The sequence below is a fragment of the Cupriavidus sp. MEYA8 genome, assembly GCF_059278825.1.
The window spans coordinates 990,668-1,006,269 of record NZ_CM181222.1; the positions used below are offsets into that span (position 1 = coordinate 990,668).

14 protein-coding genes are annotated in these 15,602 nt (G+C 67.1%); 2 read left to right on the forward strand and 12 right to left on the reverse strand.

All coding sequences use genetic code 11. The features are described 5' to 3' along the window. Positions 1-41: 41 nt before the first annotated feature. The gene (locus AC5WJ1_RS21630; RefSeq protein ID WP_133097089.1) at positions 42-377 is read right to left on the reverse strand and encodes a hypothetical protein; all 336 of its coding nucleotides are present in this window, start codon (positions 375-377) and stop codon (positions 42-44) included. Between the two features lie 262 nt (positions 378-639). Here AC5WJ1_RS21630 and AC5WJ1_RS21635 point away from each other — a divergent pair, with 262 nt between their 5' ends. Both AC5WJ1_RS21635 and AC5WJ1_RS21640 read left to right on the forward strand, forming a co-directional pair. After that, a complete protein-coding gene (locus AC5WJ1_RS21635) occupies positions 640-1,563 on the forward strand; it encodes a LysR family transcriptional regulator (protein ID WP_133097090.1) in 924 nt (307 codons plus the stop codon). A 98-nt stretch (positions 1,564-1,661) separates the two neighbouring features. Next, positions 1,662-2,135, forward strand: coding sequence for an aminoacyl-tRNA deacylase (locus AC5WJ1_RS21640; RefSeq protein ID WP_133097091.1), 474 nt, complete (start codon positions 1,662-1,664; stop codon positions 2,133-2,135). A 61-nt stretch (positions 2,136-2,196) separates the two neighbouring features. Here the strand turns inward: AC5WJ1_RS21640 and eutC are convergent, their stop codons facing one another. The 11 genes from eutC to tssB form a co-directional block, all read right to left on the reverse strand. After that, the gene (gene eutC / locus AC5WJ1_RS21645) at positions 2,197-3,036 is read right to left on the reverse strand and encodes an ethanolamine ammonia-lyase subunit EutC (protein ID WP_135703416.1); all 840 of its coding nucleotides are present in this window, start codon (positions 3,034-3,036) and stop codon (positions 2,197-2,199) included. Between the two features lie 31 nt (positions 3,037-3,067). Next, positions 3,068-4,450: an ethanolamine ammonia-lyase subunit EutB gene (locus tag AC5WJ1_RS21650; RefSeq protein ID WP_133097093.1), complete on the reverse strand. Its 1,383-nt coding sequence runs from the start codon at positions 4,448-4,450 to the stop codon at positions 3,068-3,070. Between the two features lie 122 nt (positions 4,451-4,572). Further along, entirely contained in the window at positions 4,573-5,751 is a 1,179-nt protein-coding gene (locus AC5WJ1_RS21655; protein WP_167884559.1) for a DotU family type IV/VI secretion system protein, read from the reverse strand. Further along, positions 5,748-9,626 carry a type VI secretion system membrane subunit TssM gene (gene tssM / locus AC5WJ1_RS21660; protein WP_195428056.1) on the reverse strand — a complete coding sequence of 1,293 codons (3,879 nt, stop codon included), beginning with the start codon at positions 9,624-9,626 and terminating at the stop codon, positions 5,748-5,750. Before tssM ends, AC5WJ1_RS21655 begins: the two co-directional genes overlap by 4 nt. A 15-nt stretch (positions 9,627-9,641) precedes the next feature. Next, positions 9,642-10,019: a type VI secretion system protein TssL, long form gene (gene tssL / locus AC5WJ1_RS21665; RefSeq protein ID WP_494476949.1), complete on the reverse strand. Its 378-nt coding sequence runs from the start codon at positions 10,017-10,019 to the stop codon at positions 9,642-9,644. After that, a complete protein-coding gene (gene icmH / locus AC5WJ1_RS21670) occupies positions 10,016-10,906 on the reverse strand; it encodes a type IVB secretion system protein IcmH/DotU (RefSeq protein WP_494476950.1) in 891 nt (296 codons plus the stop codon). Before icmH ends, tssL begins: the two co-directional genes overlap by 4 nt. Positions 10,907-10,938: 32 nt before the next feature. Beyond that, positions 10,939-12,282 (reverse strand): type VI secretion system baseplate subunit TssK, encoded by a 1,344-nt coding sequence (tssK, locus tag AC5WJ1_RS21675; RefSeq protein ID WP_133097096.1) that lies wholly within the window; start codon positions 12,280-12,282, stop codon positions 10,939-10,941. Positions 12,283-12,285: 3 nt separating this feature from the next. Further along, positions 12,286-12,774: a type VI secretion system lipoprotein TssJ gene (gene tssJ, locus AC5WJ1_RS21680; protein ID WP_135703991.1), complete on the reverse strand. Its 489-nt coding sequence runs from the start codon at positions 12,772-12,774 to the stop codon at positions 12,286-12,288. A gap of 149 nt (positions 12,775-12,923) precedes the next feature. Further along, positions 12,924-13,409: an Hcp family type VI secretion system effector gene (locus AC5WJ1_RS21685; RefSeq protein ID WP_135703413.1), complete on the reverse strand. Its 486-nt coding sequence runs from the start codon at positions 13,407-13,409 to the stop codon at positions 12,924-12,926. A gap of 96 nt (positions 13,410-13,505) precedes the next feature. Next, positions 13,506-15,011, reverse strand: a complete 1,506-nt coding sequence (tssC, locus tag AC5WJ1_RS21690) for a type VI secretion system contractile sheath large subunit (RefSeq protein ID WP_135703412.1) — start codon at positions 15,009-15,011, stop codon at positions 13,506-13,508. A 49-nt stretch (positions 15,012-15,060) separates the two neighbouring features. Continuing rightward, positions 15,061-15,594 carry a type VI secretion system contractile sheath small subunit gene (gene tssB / locus AC5WJ1_RS21695; RefSeq protein WP_135703411.1) on the reverse strand — a complete coding sequence of 178 codons (534 nt, stop codon included), beginning with the start codon at positions 15,592-15,594 and terminating at the stop codon, positions 15,061-15,063. Positions 15,595-15,602: the final 8 nt, after the last annotated feature.

Below are 15,602 nucleotides of genomic sequence, written 5' to 3' on the forward strand. Positions count from 1 at the left end.
GCCGCGTCGACGCGAGCGCGTGTTGATGGCGGTCGCGCGGCTCAGCCGGGCGTGCCGCCCAGCGGATTGCAGCGCTGGCGCGCCAGCGCTTCGCGCGAATAGCCATGGCGTACGCGCAACTGGTGCTCGACCGCGTCCGCCTGGTCCAGGCAAGCGAAGATCAGGTCATCCTTGAAGCGCTGCGAGACGCCTTTGAGGCGTGGCGCTTCGTAGGCGACCTGGCGCGCACGGCAGCGCAGGAACAGCAGCGTTTCCTGGGTGGCGGCAATCAGCTGGTCATGCTCGATCCGCTTGCATTCGACCAGGTCCTGGGCAGAGGCACTGGCGCCGGCAATGAACAAAGGCACGCACAGCCAGCGGCGCATCAAGCGGTGCATGGCAAACGGGGGCGCGTCGGGCCGGTTGACGGTGTGGATCGCATCATTGCCCAGAGTCGCGTTCGGTGCAAGCGATGGCCAGCCTGAAACGCCGTCACGGGCGGCCGAAACGCGGCACACACTGTTTCGCCGGCTGGACAATCCCCCAAACCCTGATGATACGTTCGCCGTATGCTGCACCTCGGCGCCGAGGTGCGCGCGCCAGCATGGCAATATACGGGGCCGGCCCTTTTTCTTTCCTACTAGCTCTTTCCTACTAGCCATGGACCTCAACGCCTTGCGCCTGTTCGTCGACATCGTCGACGCCGGCAACCTGAGCGCGGCCGCGCGCAAGCTCAAGATGACGCGCGCCAATGTCAGCTACCGGCTGAAGGCGCTGGAAGAAGAGCTGGGCGTGCAGCTGCTGCGGCGGACCACCCGCCATGTCGAGCCCACGCCTGTGGGGGCCGGGCTGTACGAGCACGGGCGCAATATCCTCGGCGAGGTGGCAGCCGCCAATGCGCTGATCAGCAACATGGGCAAGAGCCTGCAGGGCCATGTGCGGCTTTCGGTCCCTACCGGCCTCGGCCATACGCTGCTGTCGCCGCTGATGGTGCAATTCAAGCAGCGCTATCCCGACATCACCCTCGATGTCGTGTTCGACAACCGCGTGCACAACCTGGTGTCCGAGGATGTGGACGTGGCGCTGCGCATCATCTCCACGCCGCCCGATTCGGTCATCGCCACCGAGATTGGCACGGTGGACTGGGTCATCTGCGCTTCGCCCGCCTACCTGGCAAACCATCCCGCGCCCCAGTCACTCGCAGACCTGCAGCAGCATGCGATCGTTTGCGCCTCGCCAGTCGGGCAAAAGCTGAAGGTCGCGGGAACGCGGCCCGGCAGCGAAGCGCAGGAAGCCCGCGACCAGGTGGTGCTGGAACCGACGCTCAGTTCCGATAATTTCGGCTTCCTGAAGGAAGGAGTGGTGGCCGGCCTGGGCATCGGCATCACGCCAATCTACGCGATCGGCGAGGAACTGGCGAGCGGCGGGCTGGTGCAGCTGCTGCCGGATTACCGCATCAGCGTGTTCGGCAGCCGGCTGTACATGCTGACCATGCCAAACCGCTACCAGACGCTGGCGACGCGCTACCTGCTGAACTTCCTGAAAACCGAGCTGCAGGCGGTGTGGCCGCGGCTGCACCGCTAGCGCTGCAAGGCGGATCGGGAGCCGTTGGGCACGGCGCCAGGCACTATATTAGGAACACAAGGATAACCGTAGGCGTATCCCTGTTCTGAGGAGCAACCATGGCCCTGTCTAGCACGCTTGCAAACTGCCTGAGCAGCAAGAATACCCAGTACGACATCATCCGCCACCCCTACACCCTCAGCAGCATGGCCACTGCCGAGGCGGCGCACATTCCCGGAGACCGTCTGGCCAAGACCCTGTTGCTCGAGGACGAGCGCGGCTATGTCGCCGCCGTGATCCCTTCGAGCCATCACCTGCAGCTGGCTGCGATCTGCGAACAGACCGGCCGCGACCTGGTGCTCGCACATGAGGATGAAATCCGCGAGATCTTCAAGGATTGCGACCTTGGCGCGATTCCGCCGGTCGCCATGGCGTATGGCATGCAAACCTATGTGGACGACAGCCTGATGCAGCAGCCCGAGGTGTATTTCGAAGGCGGCGACCACCAGGAACTGGTGCACATGACACGGGACCAGTTCATGGACCTGATGTCGGATGCCACGCCGGGGCACTTCTCGCGCCGCATGATGTAGCGCGGCGACGTTACGGTGCGGCCACCGCGGATCCGCCCGCGGTGGCCGTTTTCGTTTTCATTCATTCGAGGTCCCGCAATGCCGCTGCCGGCGGCGCCGCGCCGGCCAATGCGCGCTCGCTGTCGTCCTTCAGGTCCACGCCCGAGCGCCCGAGTGCCGCGGCACCGCGCAGCAGGAACACCAGCCGTTGCGCGGCCTGCACATAGGACAACCCTTCGGGCCGCACATTGGAGATGCAGTTGCGCTCGGCATCGGTACGGCCGGGCCGCGGGGCGTAGGTCAGGTAGATGCCGAGGCTGTCGGGCGAACTCAGCCCGGGCCGTTCGCCGATCAGCATCACCACCTGACGCGCGCCAAGCACGGCACCGATATCGTCACCGAGCGCGACGCGCGATTGCTCCGCCACCACCACCGGTCCGATACGCCATTCCTGCGGCAGCAGCCGGCACGTTGCTTCCAGCACCGCTATGGCATGGGATTGCGCTGCCAGCGCCGAAAGGCCGTCGGCGATCACGAACACGACATCGGGCGCCTGCTGCGGTCGCGCCGCCGCCAGGCGCTCCCTGCTCGCGTCATCCAGGCCCCGGCCGAGGTCCGGGCGCCGCAGGTAATGGGTGCGGTCGGGCGCTGCGCTATGGACGACCACGTGGTCGCATCCCGCCTGCCGCAGTGCGCCGGCGATGGCATCGGCGTCCAGCGGCAGATGCACGGCATCGCGCGCCTGCGCATGGGCCAGGCCGAACGCGAGCACGGCCTCGGTGGTCTGGCTGTGGCCGGTGCGCCCCAATGCGATGCGCGCGCGCGTGAACTGGCGCAGGCGCTGCCATGGATCGGCGTCGTGCGTAGCGGAGGTATTGGCGCTATTGGCGGTATTGGCGGGGCGCGAAGGAAGGTCGGACATGGCGTGTCGTGAAGAATGGCCGGGGGCGGCCTTACAGGCTGTGCGCCATCTGCAGCAGCGGCTGGCGCTCGGACGGCTCCAGCAACCGGCCGGCGGCATCTGCGATGCCCATGCGCTGCAGCCATTGCTCGAATTCCGGCGCGGGGCGCAGGCCCAGCACTTCGCGCAGGTATAGCGCATCGTGGAACGACGTGCTCTGGTAGTTCAGCATGATGTCGTCGGCGCCGGGCACGCCCATGATGAAGTTGATGCCGGCCACGCCGAACAGCGTCAGCAGCGTGTCCATGTCGTCCTGGTCGGCCTCGGCATGGTTGGTGTAACAGACGTCGCAGCCCATCGGCACGCCCATCAGCTTGCCGCAGAAGTGGTCCTCGAGCCCGGCGCGGATGATCTGCTTGCCGTCGTACAGGTATTCCGGCCCGATAAAGCCCACCACCGTATTGACCAGCAGCGGCGAGAACGCGCGCGCCACGGCGTAGGCGCGCGCCTCCATGGTCTGCTGGTCGACGCCATGGTGAGCATTGGCCGACAGCGCGCTGCCCTGCCCGGTCTCGAAATACATGACGTTGTCGCCGACGGTGCCGCGCGCCAGGCCCTGGGCGGCGTCGTGGGCCTCGGCCAGCAGCGCCAGGCTGATGCCGAAGGCCGTATTGGCGCGTTCGCTGCCCGCCACCGACTGGAACACCAGGTCGACCGGCGCGCCCTGCGCGATCGCGCGCAGCGTGTTGGTGACGTGGGTCAGCACGCACGACTGCGTCGGGATATCGAAGCGGCTGCGCAGCGCATCGAGCATATGCAGCAGCGAAACAATGGCGCCCAGGTTGTCCGAGGCCGGGTTGATGCCGATGGTGGCGTCGCCGCAGCCGTACAGCAGGCCGTCGATGACGGAAGCGGCAATGCCCTTGGGGTCGTCGGTAGGATGGTTCGGCTGCAGCCGCACCGCCAGCCGCCCCGGCAGTCCGACGGTATTGCGAAAGCGCGTCACCACCTGGCATTTGCGCGCCACCGCTACCAGGTCCTGGTTGCGCATCAGCTTGCTGACCGCGGCCGCGATCTCGGGGGTGATGCCCGGCGCGACGCGCGCCAGCGTGGCGCTGTCGGTCTCGTGCCGCAGCAGCCAGTCGCGCAGGTCGCCGACGGTCGTGGCACCGATCGCGGCAAAAGCGCAAGCGTCATGCCGGTCGACGATCAACCGCGTGATTTCGTCCGCCTCATACGGCACCAGCGCCTCATTGAGGAATTGCGTCAGCGGCACGTCGGCCAGCGCCAGGCGCGCGGCCATACGCTCCTGCTCGCTGGCGGCGGCGATGCCGGCGAGCGCATCGCCGGAGCGCGCCGGGCTGGCCTTGGCCAGCAGCGTGCGCAAGCTGTCGAAGACATGGCGCTGACTGCCGATGGTGTGGGTATATGCCATGGGGAATGCGGTTCCGATGCCGGGGCCAATGCGGGGGCCGATGCCCCTAATATAGTCACCGTTGCGGCACCTGGCTGGCGCGGCGATACGAAAAGCGGAGCAATTCCCATGCCGGCTGGCGCCTAGCGAACGCTGGCAAAGACTTCTATCCGGCGGTTCAGCATCCGGCCCCCGGCGGTCCGGTTGTCTGCCACGGGCTGCGCGGCGCCCCGCCCGATGGTGTCGACCCGCACCGCTGCCAGGCCACGCGCCTGCAGGTAGCCGGCCACCTCTTGCGCGCGCGCTTGCGACAGCGCCTGGTTGGACCGATAACCGCCCGGGGCCACCGGAGAATCGTCGGCATGCCCGACCACCGTGATCCAGTCGGCCCGGCCGTCGAGCAGGTCGGCCAGCTTGTCGAGTTGCTCGGCCAGCGCCGGTGGCAGTTGCGCCTGCCCGGGCGGAAACGACAGGCCGTGTTGGAAGACGATGTGCAGGCGGCCGCTGCGCACATCGGCATGGATGGCTGCGCTGGCGAGTTGCCCGGCGAAGGCCTGTTCGATGTCCCGCTCCAGGGTGTCTGCCGACGGGGAAACGGACGGGGAAACGGACGGGTAAGCGGGTGGGTAAGCGGCTTGTGCCAGCCGTTCCACCCGTAGTGCAAGCGCTTCGGTCGCGGCGTTCTGGCGCGTCGCCTGGACCGCCACGACGACGGCAGCGACTAGGAAGGCCAATGCGGCGACGGCAAGCAGCGGCCGGGCGCCGGCCATCGGCACCCGCGGCGGCGCTTCGGGCTGCGCTTCACATGGCGATGCCGGTCTCAGCGCCATGATCTCGCGTGTCGCCGGCCGGATCCGCGGCACCAGTTCTGCCGGTGGCCGCCCGTACTCATCCGTGAGCCCGCGTGCGACCAGGCATGCAACGACTTCAAGCGCATCAGCATGGGCGCCGGCTCGCTGCTGCAGCCTGGCGACCAGTGCGCGGCAGCGGCTGCCGCGCTCCGCCTCGCCGTAGTGCGCCGCAAGCAGGCCGCGCTGCAGCCAGGCGCCACGGCAGGCACCGGAGCGTCCCTGCACGCGGCGGCCCGCCTGGTCCAGCGCCGCGCACAGGCAATAGTGGACCGCCTCCACATCCTCCGCCGGCAACGCCGCCGCGCGACAGGCCTGCCGGAAGTTGGCCAGGCGCGTGTGCGCGGCTTCCTGCAGCGTCTCCAGGCGCGCCGCGGAATCGAGTTCCGGCGTCAGTTCATCGAGCACCCAGATCACCGGCTGCGCCAGCCGCAGCAGGTGGTTGCCATTACCCATCGCGGCGTGCGTCATCATCCCGAACGCCCCGGGCATTCGAAGCCTTGCAGCAAGCCCGTGGTCCACGGATTGGCCAGGCTGCCGGTGTTGATATCCAGCCGCGCCTTGCGGCCGTCGAAGTCGTACTCCGCCATGAAATGGCTGGCGCTGGCCGATCCGGCCAGCTTTCCCCTTGCCACGATCCGCATCAGTGCCCATGGGCCGCTTGCGGCCAGCGTCGAAGTCTCCGGGCGGATGCGCGGGCTGGCGCTGATCTGTGCGCCCTGGCCGCCGCGCGGACCGGGCCAGGTGATCTTCAGCGGCACCACCGGGCCATGCACGTAGCGCTGCCCTTGTCCGTCGAAGTCCAGGTTCAGCTCGACGATCTCGGGATCGAGCCCGACGACCTTCAGGTCGACCTTCCACGCCAGCCTCTTCGCGCCCGGATCGCGCAAAAACACCTCGCGGATGTCCCGTGCGCGCTGGAACGGCACCAGGCTCGGCCCGGCCACCGGCGGCACGTCCGGCGCGGTCAGCTTGTAGCGCCAGGGAGAGATGGTGGTATCGACGTGCGGCGCCAGCACTTTCTCGAAAAAGTCGTCGAGCACGCCGCCGGCGGCAAAGATCCGCGCGAAGTCTTCCGGATCGACATCCGGTGCCGCCGCGGGGGCGAAAGGGTACTTGCCCTCGATGGCGCTGCGGCAGCTTTCGCCGATCATGGCATCCATCTGCGCCACCAGGATCTCGCCGATGCCCTTGTTGACATCGCGCGTACCCTGCACCACCAGGTCGGCCAGCACCGCAGCGAACGGCGCGGGCAGCTTGGCCGCTTCCATGCGCAGCTGCGCGCCGGTGTCCGCCGGCGGCGGCAGGTTGCGGGTATTCAAGGCGTTGTTGGCTACCACCAGGGTGGTGTAGTAGGCGTTGACCATGCCGGCAATCGCATCCAGCCGCGGCTTGGCGCCCGTTGCCAGCGCGTCTGGCGCGGCGGCATCGGCCTGTCCGGTCACGACCTCGCGCAGCGCGGCAAAGCGGTTGTCGACCAGTTCGCGCTCCTGGCGCGCTTCGGCGCGCGCATTCAACACCTGTACTGGTCCGGATGTCTTGTCGAGTACGGACAGCGCCTTCTGCGCCAGCGACGGGTCCTGCGGCGCGAGCGGCCGGGGGAGCGTGGAGAGCGTGGTCTCCTGCACCGCGGCGCGGCCGAGCCGGGCCAGCGGCGAGTCCGGCGCGGCGAAATTGCGCAGGATCTCCAGGTCAAAGGCAAGGTTGTCGCCGGTCACCGTGCGTATGTCGCCAAGGAACGCGATCCAGCGGCGAGCATACTCCTCCAGGTACAGGCGGCGGATCTCGCGCGTCAGCGGATCGTTATCGCCCGGCTTGCCCGCTGCGGCCTCAAGCGTTTTTTTTTGAGCGCCGTCGTGGCCCGTGCGGCCCATCACCCAGGCGTCGACCGCCTGCGCCTTGCCGACAAACTCGGGCAAGCGCGCGTTGAAGAGATCGTGATAGCCGGCATAGGTAAAGAGCCCGGGAATGCCCCGCTCCAGCGGCTCGCCGCTGGCCCGCGTAAAGACCGTTCCGGCCTGCGGCCCGACCGCCCGGACCAGCGTGAAGTCCTGCGGCGCGGCTTCCAGCATGGCCGCCTTGGCACGGTCGTAGAGCCGCTCGATCGAAGTGTTGCCATCAAGGAAATCCCGCGCCGAGCGGATCAGAGCTTCGTTCCTGGCATAGGGGGATTGCACCGGCCGGCCGCCGTCCAGCAGCCCATTCAGGTGTTCCAGCACGGCGACCCTGCCGCCAAAGGCGGCCGCGCCGTTGCCGGTGGCCCAATCGCTCTGGACCCATGCCCGCACCTCCGGCGCGCTGAACCTGTTCTTCTCGTGCAGCATCAGGTAGACGCGCAGCGTGTCGTAGGTCTGCCTGGCATCGCGCGCGGCCACCGCGCTTTCGAGCACCGATTCGACCCGGCGCACCAGGTATGGCACCAGCAAGTTGTCCTGCAGCCTGACGTGGGTCCGGATCGAGGCATCGAGGACCGGTGGCACGCTGTAGAGGCCGTAGCGCCATGCCAGCGGCGGAACGGCCGGCGCCAGGCCGGCATAGGCAGGCAGGTCGCGCGCGGCCGACAGCACCTCGGGCATTGTGCCGGGCTGCGGCGCCTTGTAGAAGGCGGCGACGGTAGCGGCCAGCGCACCGGCCTTCTGCCGCACCGACTGCAGGTAGGCGCGGTTGTGGCCATCGCTGGCATAGAGCGCACCGGCCAGCCACAGGAAGATCACCACGGCCAGCGTGTGGCCGAGCAGCCGCAGCAGGCGGAAGCGGAATTCCCAGCGCAGGTTCGGTTTCACCAGATGCGCTTCGGGCACGATCACGCGCTTGAAGACGTCCTGCAGGAAATAGCTGCGATGGCCCGTCGCTTGCGCCGCCGCGGAATCGGCAACGGATTCGGCCGTGGCAGGGAAGGCCTGCTCCGCAGTTTCCGTGGTGTCGGCATGGTTGCGCTCCAGGCGCCTGAGCACGGTTTCATGGTCCGCCACCACCGTTGACGACGTCTGGGCCGCACTGGTGAAGTACACGCCGCGCAGCATGTGGGTGCTCTCGGTATCGTCAAAGCGGGAATCGAGGAACACCTGCGCCAGCATGGCGACGACCGGCCCGGCCAGGCCGGCAAACTCTTGCGGCAGCGCGAACAGGTCCTTGCGGCGCTGCGGGTCGTACTCTTCATACAGCCGCGCATCGAGTCCCGCCTGCAGCCGGTCGACCAGCAGCGCCATCTCGGTGCGGCAGCGTTGCGCGAAGGCGTCGGGCGCATCGGAGCGCCTGGCCTTGCGGTCGTCATGCGGGAAAGTAAAGCCCCACGGCTGCGCGCGGCCTTCGCTGCTCAGGTACCGGAAGTACGCGCCGAAGCCCGCCAGCTGGTCGAGCTTGGTGACGATCACATAGACCGGGAAGCGGATGCCGAGATCCGTGCGCAGGTCGGCCAGCCGGGCGCGCAGGCTGGTCGCCTGGCGCACGCGCACTTCGGGCGACTGCGTCAGCAGGTCCTCGGCGCTGATGGCAAGCACCGCGCCATTGATCGGCGCCCGGCTGCGATGCCTGCGCAGCATCGTGAGGAACCCGGTCCACTCGGCCTGGTCGATCTTTGGATTCTGGCCATGGCTGGTATAGCGGCCGGCCGTGTCGATCAGCACGGCCTCGTTCGAAAGCCACCAGCTTGCAGTCCGGGTGCCTCGATCCTTGCCGGCCAGCGCGGCGGCGCTCATCTGCTCCGGCAACGGGAACTGCAAACCGGCATTGAGCAGGGCGGTGGTCTTGCCCGCTCCCTCTACGCCGACCACCATGTACCACGGCAGTTCGTACAGGTAGCGCCTGCCTTCCAGGACGCGACCGATCCCGCCACCGCTGCGCATCCCCTTGAGCTGCCTCAGCGCCTTCCGCACAGCCTCTTCCACAATGGCGAGCTCGTCCGTGGCAATGGCTTCCGGACGCTTGCCGCCAGGGTTCAGCAGCTTCTGCAGCAACGAATCGTTCGCCCGCGAGCGGCGCAGGAAACGGAACACTTCATAGGCCGCGAGCAAAAAGACAAGCACGGCAATGACGACGACCCGCACGACGTCCGAAGCGAGCGGATGCGCTGCGCCGACAGCAAGCAGCGGCCCGGCATGCCAGATTGCCAGGCAAAGCACGGCGATCCCGATCACCGCCACCGACCAGCGCAGCACCAGCAACAATGCCAGCGCCAGCAGCAGCACGATGGCGGCCATCCGCATGCCGATCCCCGCCAACGGCCGCAAACCATTGAACGCGAGCAGCGGACCGATAAACCAGATCGCGGCCGCGGCTAGCGCCAGCGCCACGTACACCAGCATCTGACGCGAGAACAGCACGGCCAGGCAACGTTTCAGGAATTCCATACCGCACTCTCTCTCTCAATGCATCACCACGATTTCCACACGGCGGTTCTGGGCGCGCGCGGCGGGCGACGCATTGCCCGCCAGCGGCTCGCTATCGCCCTTGCCCACCGCCGCCAGCCTTCCCTTGGCAACGCCCTTGCCGGCGAGGTATTCGGCGACGACGGCCGCGCGCTCTTCGGACAACACCTGGTTGGAAGGAAAGCGTGCGGTCCTGATCGGAACGTTGTCGGTATGGCCGATGACGTTGACCTGTCCGGCGACCTTGCTGATCTCTGCGGCCACCTTGTCGAGCACCGGCAGGACCTTGCTGCCGACATCCACCTGGCCGGCGGCGAACATGTCGTCGCCGCGGAACGTGACCGTGCTGCGCTTGTCGTCTTCGCTGACGCTCACGACGCCGCGGGCGATCTCCGCCCGCAGCAGCGCCGCCAGCCGCATTGCCTTCGGCGGATCCGGCGGCGCGGCGTGGCCGATGGCGACGATCTGCCGCGCCAGCGCATCGGTGCCGGCGAGCAGCTGGTACTTGTACCAGCCGAACAATGCCGCAATGCCGAGCGACAACACGCAGGCCGTGACCCACACCGGCACCGAACGCAGCAGCCGCAGCTTGCCGGGCGCCGCGCCGCGCCGCGCCAGTGCGGAGACAGCTCGCGCGGCACGCTTTCGCGCGCGCCGGCGATCAGGTTCAACAGTTGCTGGCGGATCGCGTCGAGTTCGCGCGGTCCTTCGGACCGCTTGCCGTAGCGGCCGCGAAAGCCCAGTGACAACACCTGGTAGACCAGCTCGATGACGTGCATGTGCTCTTGCGGCGAGGCCACCAGCCGGCCCAGCAGCTGGAACACTTTCTCGCCGCCGTCTCCCTCCTGGTGGCACTGGATCAGCAGGCTCTGCGTCGCCCAGTCGCCGGCTTCGCCCCAGCGGGTCGCGTTGGCGGCCTCGTCAAGCGCGGTGCAGAGCGTGTAGCGTGCGGCGAGCACATGCTCGCGGCGCAGGTTGGCGCGCTCGCAGACCGCCTGGAACCGCAAGATCTCCTGCATCAGCATCTGCTTGAGCGCTTGCGCCGCACCATCACCGGGCAGCTCCGCCGGCATGTCGGCCAGCGTGCGCAGCAGCGGTTGCGCCGCGGCAAGCAGGGGATTGGCGCTGGCCGCAATGCGCGCGGCACGCTGCTCCAGCGTTTCGGGTGTGTTCCAGCGCCATGCGGAACGTCCTGGCGCGGTGGTGTCCGCGGATGTCGCGTCGGCCCCGCTGACAGCGTCCGCGATGGCGGACGGCGGCATGGTCTCGCCGGTGTGTTCGACTGCGTCTTCCATCAGCTGCGCACTCCCCACAACTCGAGACGAATTTCCGGAAAATGGCCGGCCACATGCAACGCGAGGCCGCCGTAGCGCTGGACCTGCTCCCACAGCGGATGGTCCTGGGACAACTCGAAGTAGACCTGCCCGGCGTTGAACGGAATCTGACGCGGCGGCACGGGCAGCGGCCGCAGCGGGATGCCGGGAAGGTGCGAGCGGATCAGTTCGGCAAGGCGCTCCGAAGGCCCCGCCTTGGCCTGGGCCGGGAATTGCCGCTGCAGCACGTCGGGCGGCATCTGCGCGCCAACGGCCAGCACAAAGGTATGGAAGCGCGAGAACTCGCTCGGCTCCAGCACCGCAAGCCGGATGCCGTGGGACTGGTCGCGCAGCTCGATGCGCTGCGCACTGCGCTCCAGCACCACGTTGAGCAGGAAGCGCAGGTCATCGACCACCGGCTTCAGGCAGGTGTGCGGCTCGTCGTGGCGATAGGCGCCAAACGGCAGCGGACGCCGGGTAGCGGTGCGGACAAAGGTAGACAGCTCGCCGGCCAGCGCGGTCAGCATGACATAGAGATCCTCCGGCGAGGCTGCCTTGGCCTCGAGCATATGCGTCAGCACCGGCTCATGCCGGTTCAGCAGCTGGAGGATGAGGTACTCCGACACCTCGGCGGCATCTCCGCCGCGGGTGCTGGCCGCGGCAAGCCGTTCGGCCATCGCACTGGCACGCAGGCGCAGCAGGCCGTGGAGTTCGCCCAGCCACGCCGTCAGCAAGGCGCTGGCCGTGTACACGTTGACCGGCGGGATCAGCGCCGGATCGAGCGTGGCGCTGCCATCGGCGCGGATCTCGGCCACCCTGGCAAGCGGCAGTCCGATCCAGGATTCGGTCAGCTCCTTCTCCGGCAGCAGGCGCAGCCGCAAGTCGGCCAGCTGCACCAGCTTCGGCCCCTGCCCGATCGAGTTGGCATCCAGCAGTTCCTCTTCGAAGCTGTGGTACCGCGCCAACGAGTCCGCGGCGTTGTCGAATGTGGTCTCTTCCGTATTGGGCGTGCGAATCGGTGCCGACAGGCAGATGCGCTGGTTCAGGTGCTCATGGCGCAATGCCAGCGGGGCGGGCAACCGCGCATGGGCGGGCGCGTCGAACGGCGTGCCATCCTGCAGGATGCCGGCGGCGCCGGAAACCACCAGCTTGCCGAGCGCCAGCGCCTCGGTGTCGATGGCCAGGTGTGAAAAGCCCCAGAAGAATGCGCTCAGCGCCGCGGCGCGTTTATGCGCGAAATGCTCCAGATAGCGCTCCTGCTGCTGAAACAGCTGCGGGCGCAGGAACAACCCTTCGCTCCAGACAACCTTGTTGTACCAGCTCATGAATCAGTCGGGTTTTATAACGGTAATGGTTTGCTGGTCGAGCACGACCTGCAGCCTGACCTTGCGCGCAGGCACGACGGCGCGGTACCACGCCGCTTCCGGTGCAGGCGGCAATGGGTAGACCGTGCGCCAGGTCGCCTTGCCCAGGTCGCGGTATCCGACCAGGAAGCCCAGCGCTGTGGTTTGGGGATTGAGCTTGCGCTCGATCGATCGGGATTCCCCGGGGCGCAGCACGAACGCATCGCGGGCCAGCAGGTCCTGGGTCAGGACGGTGCTGTCGTTCTGATCGAGCGAGAAGTAGTCAGCGCTGCTGAACGCCGCTTCCGTCTTGAGTTCGTAGACGCGAACCAGGACGGGTGCAGCGCGATCCTGTTCGTCCGGGTTGACGGTCGGCCTGGCATCGACAGCCAGCGCGAGCTTGATCTGTTCCCGGGAGGCGTCCGGCTGCGGCGCCGAGCAGGCGCACAGCAATGCGGCAGCCGATGCCGCCATGATGCGTAGGCTCACTGCAATCTCCTTGTACCGCACGAATAAGCGTCTGGCCTTCGGGCGTCATGCCGCAACCGCCTCGCGTGCCAGGCGGAGGCCCTGCCGATCCCCTTTATCAGGGTTCGCGGCAGGGCCCCACGCCGGGGTGCGGGTCAAGCCTCCTTGTTGCCCTTGATGTCGTATCCCGCCGTCACGGCGCCGCCGCTGCCGCCCTGGGCGTTCTGCACCACGTACTCCTGCTTGACCCGGGAGAACGACAGCGCCACCTGCTCGCGCATGCGGACTTCATCGTCCACCGACCCCCTCGGGCTGACCTTGGTGACAATCACATCGGTCATGGTGAGCTTCAGGTACTCGAGCGGGTTGCCGCCGGCCTTGCGCACCACCAGCACCGCTTCATTGATGTGCTTGCCCGTCAGGCAGTACTTCATCAGGTTGGGCGAAGCGCGGTCGATGTAGTGCTCGAAGCTCAGGTCCGACACCGTCGCCTTGCCGGCGCCGCCGCCACTGCCGGCGTGCATGGTCGACTGCTGCTCGATGGTCCAGTCCCACGCGAGCAACTCGATCTCGTTCTTGTGGGACGAATCCTGCGATTCGCCATCGATGCCGTTGATCTTCAGGAAGGTGTCCTGCGCCATAGCGTCACTCCTTTACGTAAGTCAGAAACTGCGGACAAGGGCCACGGCAGGCCTTGCCGTGGGCATTTCCGGCCCGGATCAATGCCCCGACGTGGGCTATGCGGCGTCCTTGACCGATGGCAGCCGCGCCACCAGCCGCAGCGAGACCGTCAGGCCTTCCAGCTGGAAGTGCGGGCGAAGGAAGAACTTGGCGCTGTAGTAGCCGGGATTGCCATCGATTTCTTCCACCAGCACTTCAGCGGCCGCCAGCGGGCGCCTGGCCTTGGTCTCCTGCGAGGAGTTGGCCGGGTCGGCATCGACGTAGTTCATGATCCATTCGTTGAGCCAGCGCTGCATGTCCTCGCGCTCCTTGAACGCGCCGATCTTGTCGCGCACGATGCACTTCAGGTAATGGGCGAAGCGCGAGCAGGCAAACAGGTACGGCAGCCGGGCAGAGAGATTGGCGTTGGCGGTTGCATCGGCGTCGTAGTATTCCGCAGGCTTCTGCAGCGACTGGGCGCCGATAAAGGCCGCGTAGTCGGTGTTCTTGCGATGCACCAGCGAGATGAATCCATTCCTGGACAGCTCGGCTTCGCGGCGGTCCGAGATCGCAATCTCGGTCGGGCATTTCGTGTCGATGCCGCCGTCATCCGTCGGGAAGGCATGGCAGGGCAGGTTCTCCACCACGCCGCCGCTCTCGACGCCGCGGATCAGCGTGCACCAGCCGTAGAGCTTGAAGGAGCGGTTGACATTGACCGCCATCGCGTAGGCCGCGTTGCTCCAGACATACTTGCGATGATCGGCGCCGTCGGTGTCTTCCTCGAAGTCGAAAGCATCAACGGGATTGGTATGGATGCCATACGGCAGCCGCGCCAGGAAGCGCGGCATGGCCAGGCCCACGTAGCGCGCGTCTTCCGAGCTGCGCAGGCCATTCCATGGCGCGTACTCCAGGTTCTGGAAGATCTTGGACAGGTCGCGTGGATTGGCCAGCTCCTGCCACGAATCCATCTGCAGCACCGACGGCGAGGCGCCGGCGATAAACGGAGCATGGGCCGCCGCCGAGATCTTGGCGATCGAACCAAGCAGTTCCACGTCCGGCGGCGTGTGGTCGAAGTAGTAGTCGGCCACCAGGCAGCCATAGGGCTCGCCACCGAGCTGCCCATATTCCTCCTCGTAGATGCGCTTGAAGAACGGGCTCTGATCCCAGCCGATGCCCTTGTAGCGGCGCAGCGTGCGGCGCAGCTCTTCCTTGGAAACGTCCATCACGCGAATGCGCAGCTTGTCGTCGGTTTCGGTGTTGGCGACCAGGTGATGCAGGCCGCGCCACGCAGACTCCAGCTTCTGGAAATCCGCGTGGTGCAGGATCAGGTTGATCTGCTCGGACAGCTTCTTGTCGATGGCGGCAATGATGGCCTCGATGCTCTTGTAGGCATCGTCGCTCAGGGTGCAGGCGCTGGCGAGCGCCTGCTCGGCCAGCGTCCTGACGGCGAGGTCGACGGCCTCGCGCGCCTGCTCCGTCTTGGGTGAAAACTCGCGGCTGATCAGCGCGGCAAAGTCAGCGTGGTCGGCGGCATGCTCAGCGGCCGCTGCGGCTTGGGTCTGCGTTTGGTGGGCGGAAGCCATGGATTCCTTGCTCGATGAAATGGTTCAGGTAGGCAAGCAGCCGGCCGATTCACGAGGGCTCGGCTTCGCCCTTGTCTTCGCTGGCCTGTGTCCGGGGTGTGCAGGCAAGCGATTGCAGCAGCGCGGGATCCTGGAGCAGCCGGTTGATCAGCGCTTCGGCGCCCGACTTGCCGTCCATATAGGTCTGCAGGTTGGCAAGCTGCGTGCGGGCTTCGAGCAGCTTTCTGAGCGCGTCGACCTTGCCGGCCACGGCGGCCGGCGAGAAGTCTTCGATGCTCTCGAAGGTCATGTCGACCAGCAGCTGGCCCTGGCCCGACAGCGTGTTATGCACGGCAAACGCCACGCGCGGCTGCATCGCCTTCATGCGCTCGTCGAAATTGTCGACATCGACTTCCAGGAACTTGCGGTCGGCCACCGGCGGCAGCGGCTCGGCGGGCTTGCCCGTGAGGTCCGCCAGGACGCCCATCACGAACGGCAGCTCGATGCGCTTCTCCGAGCCATAGACTTCGACGTCGTACTCGATCTGGACGCGCGGCGTGCGATTGCGCGCGATAAATTTCTGCGAACTGTTCACAACGGACATGGCTCTCC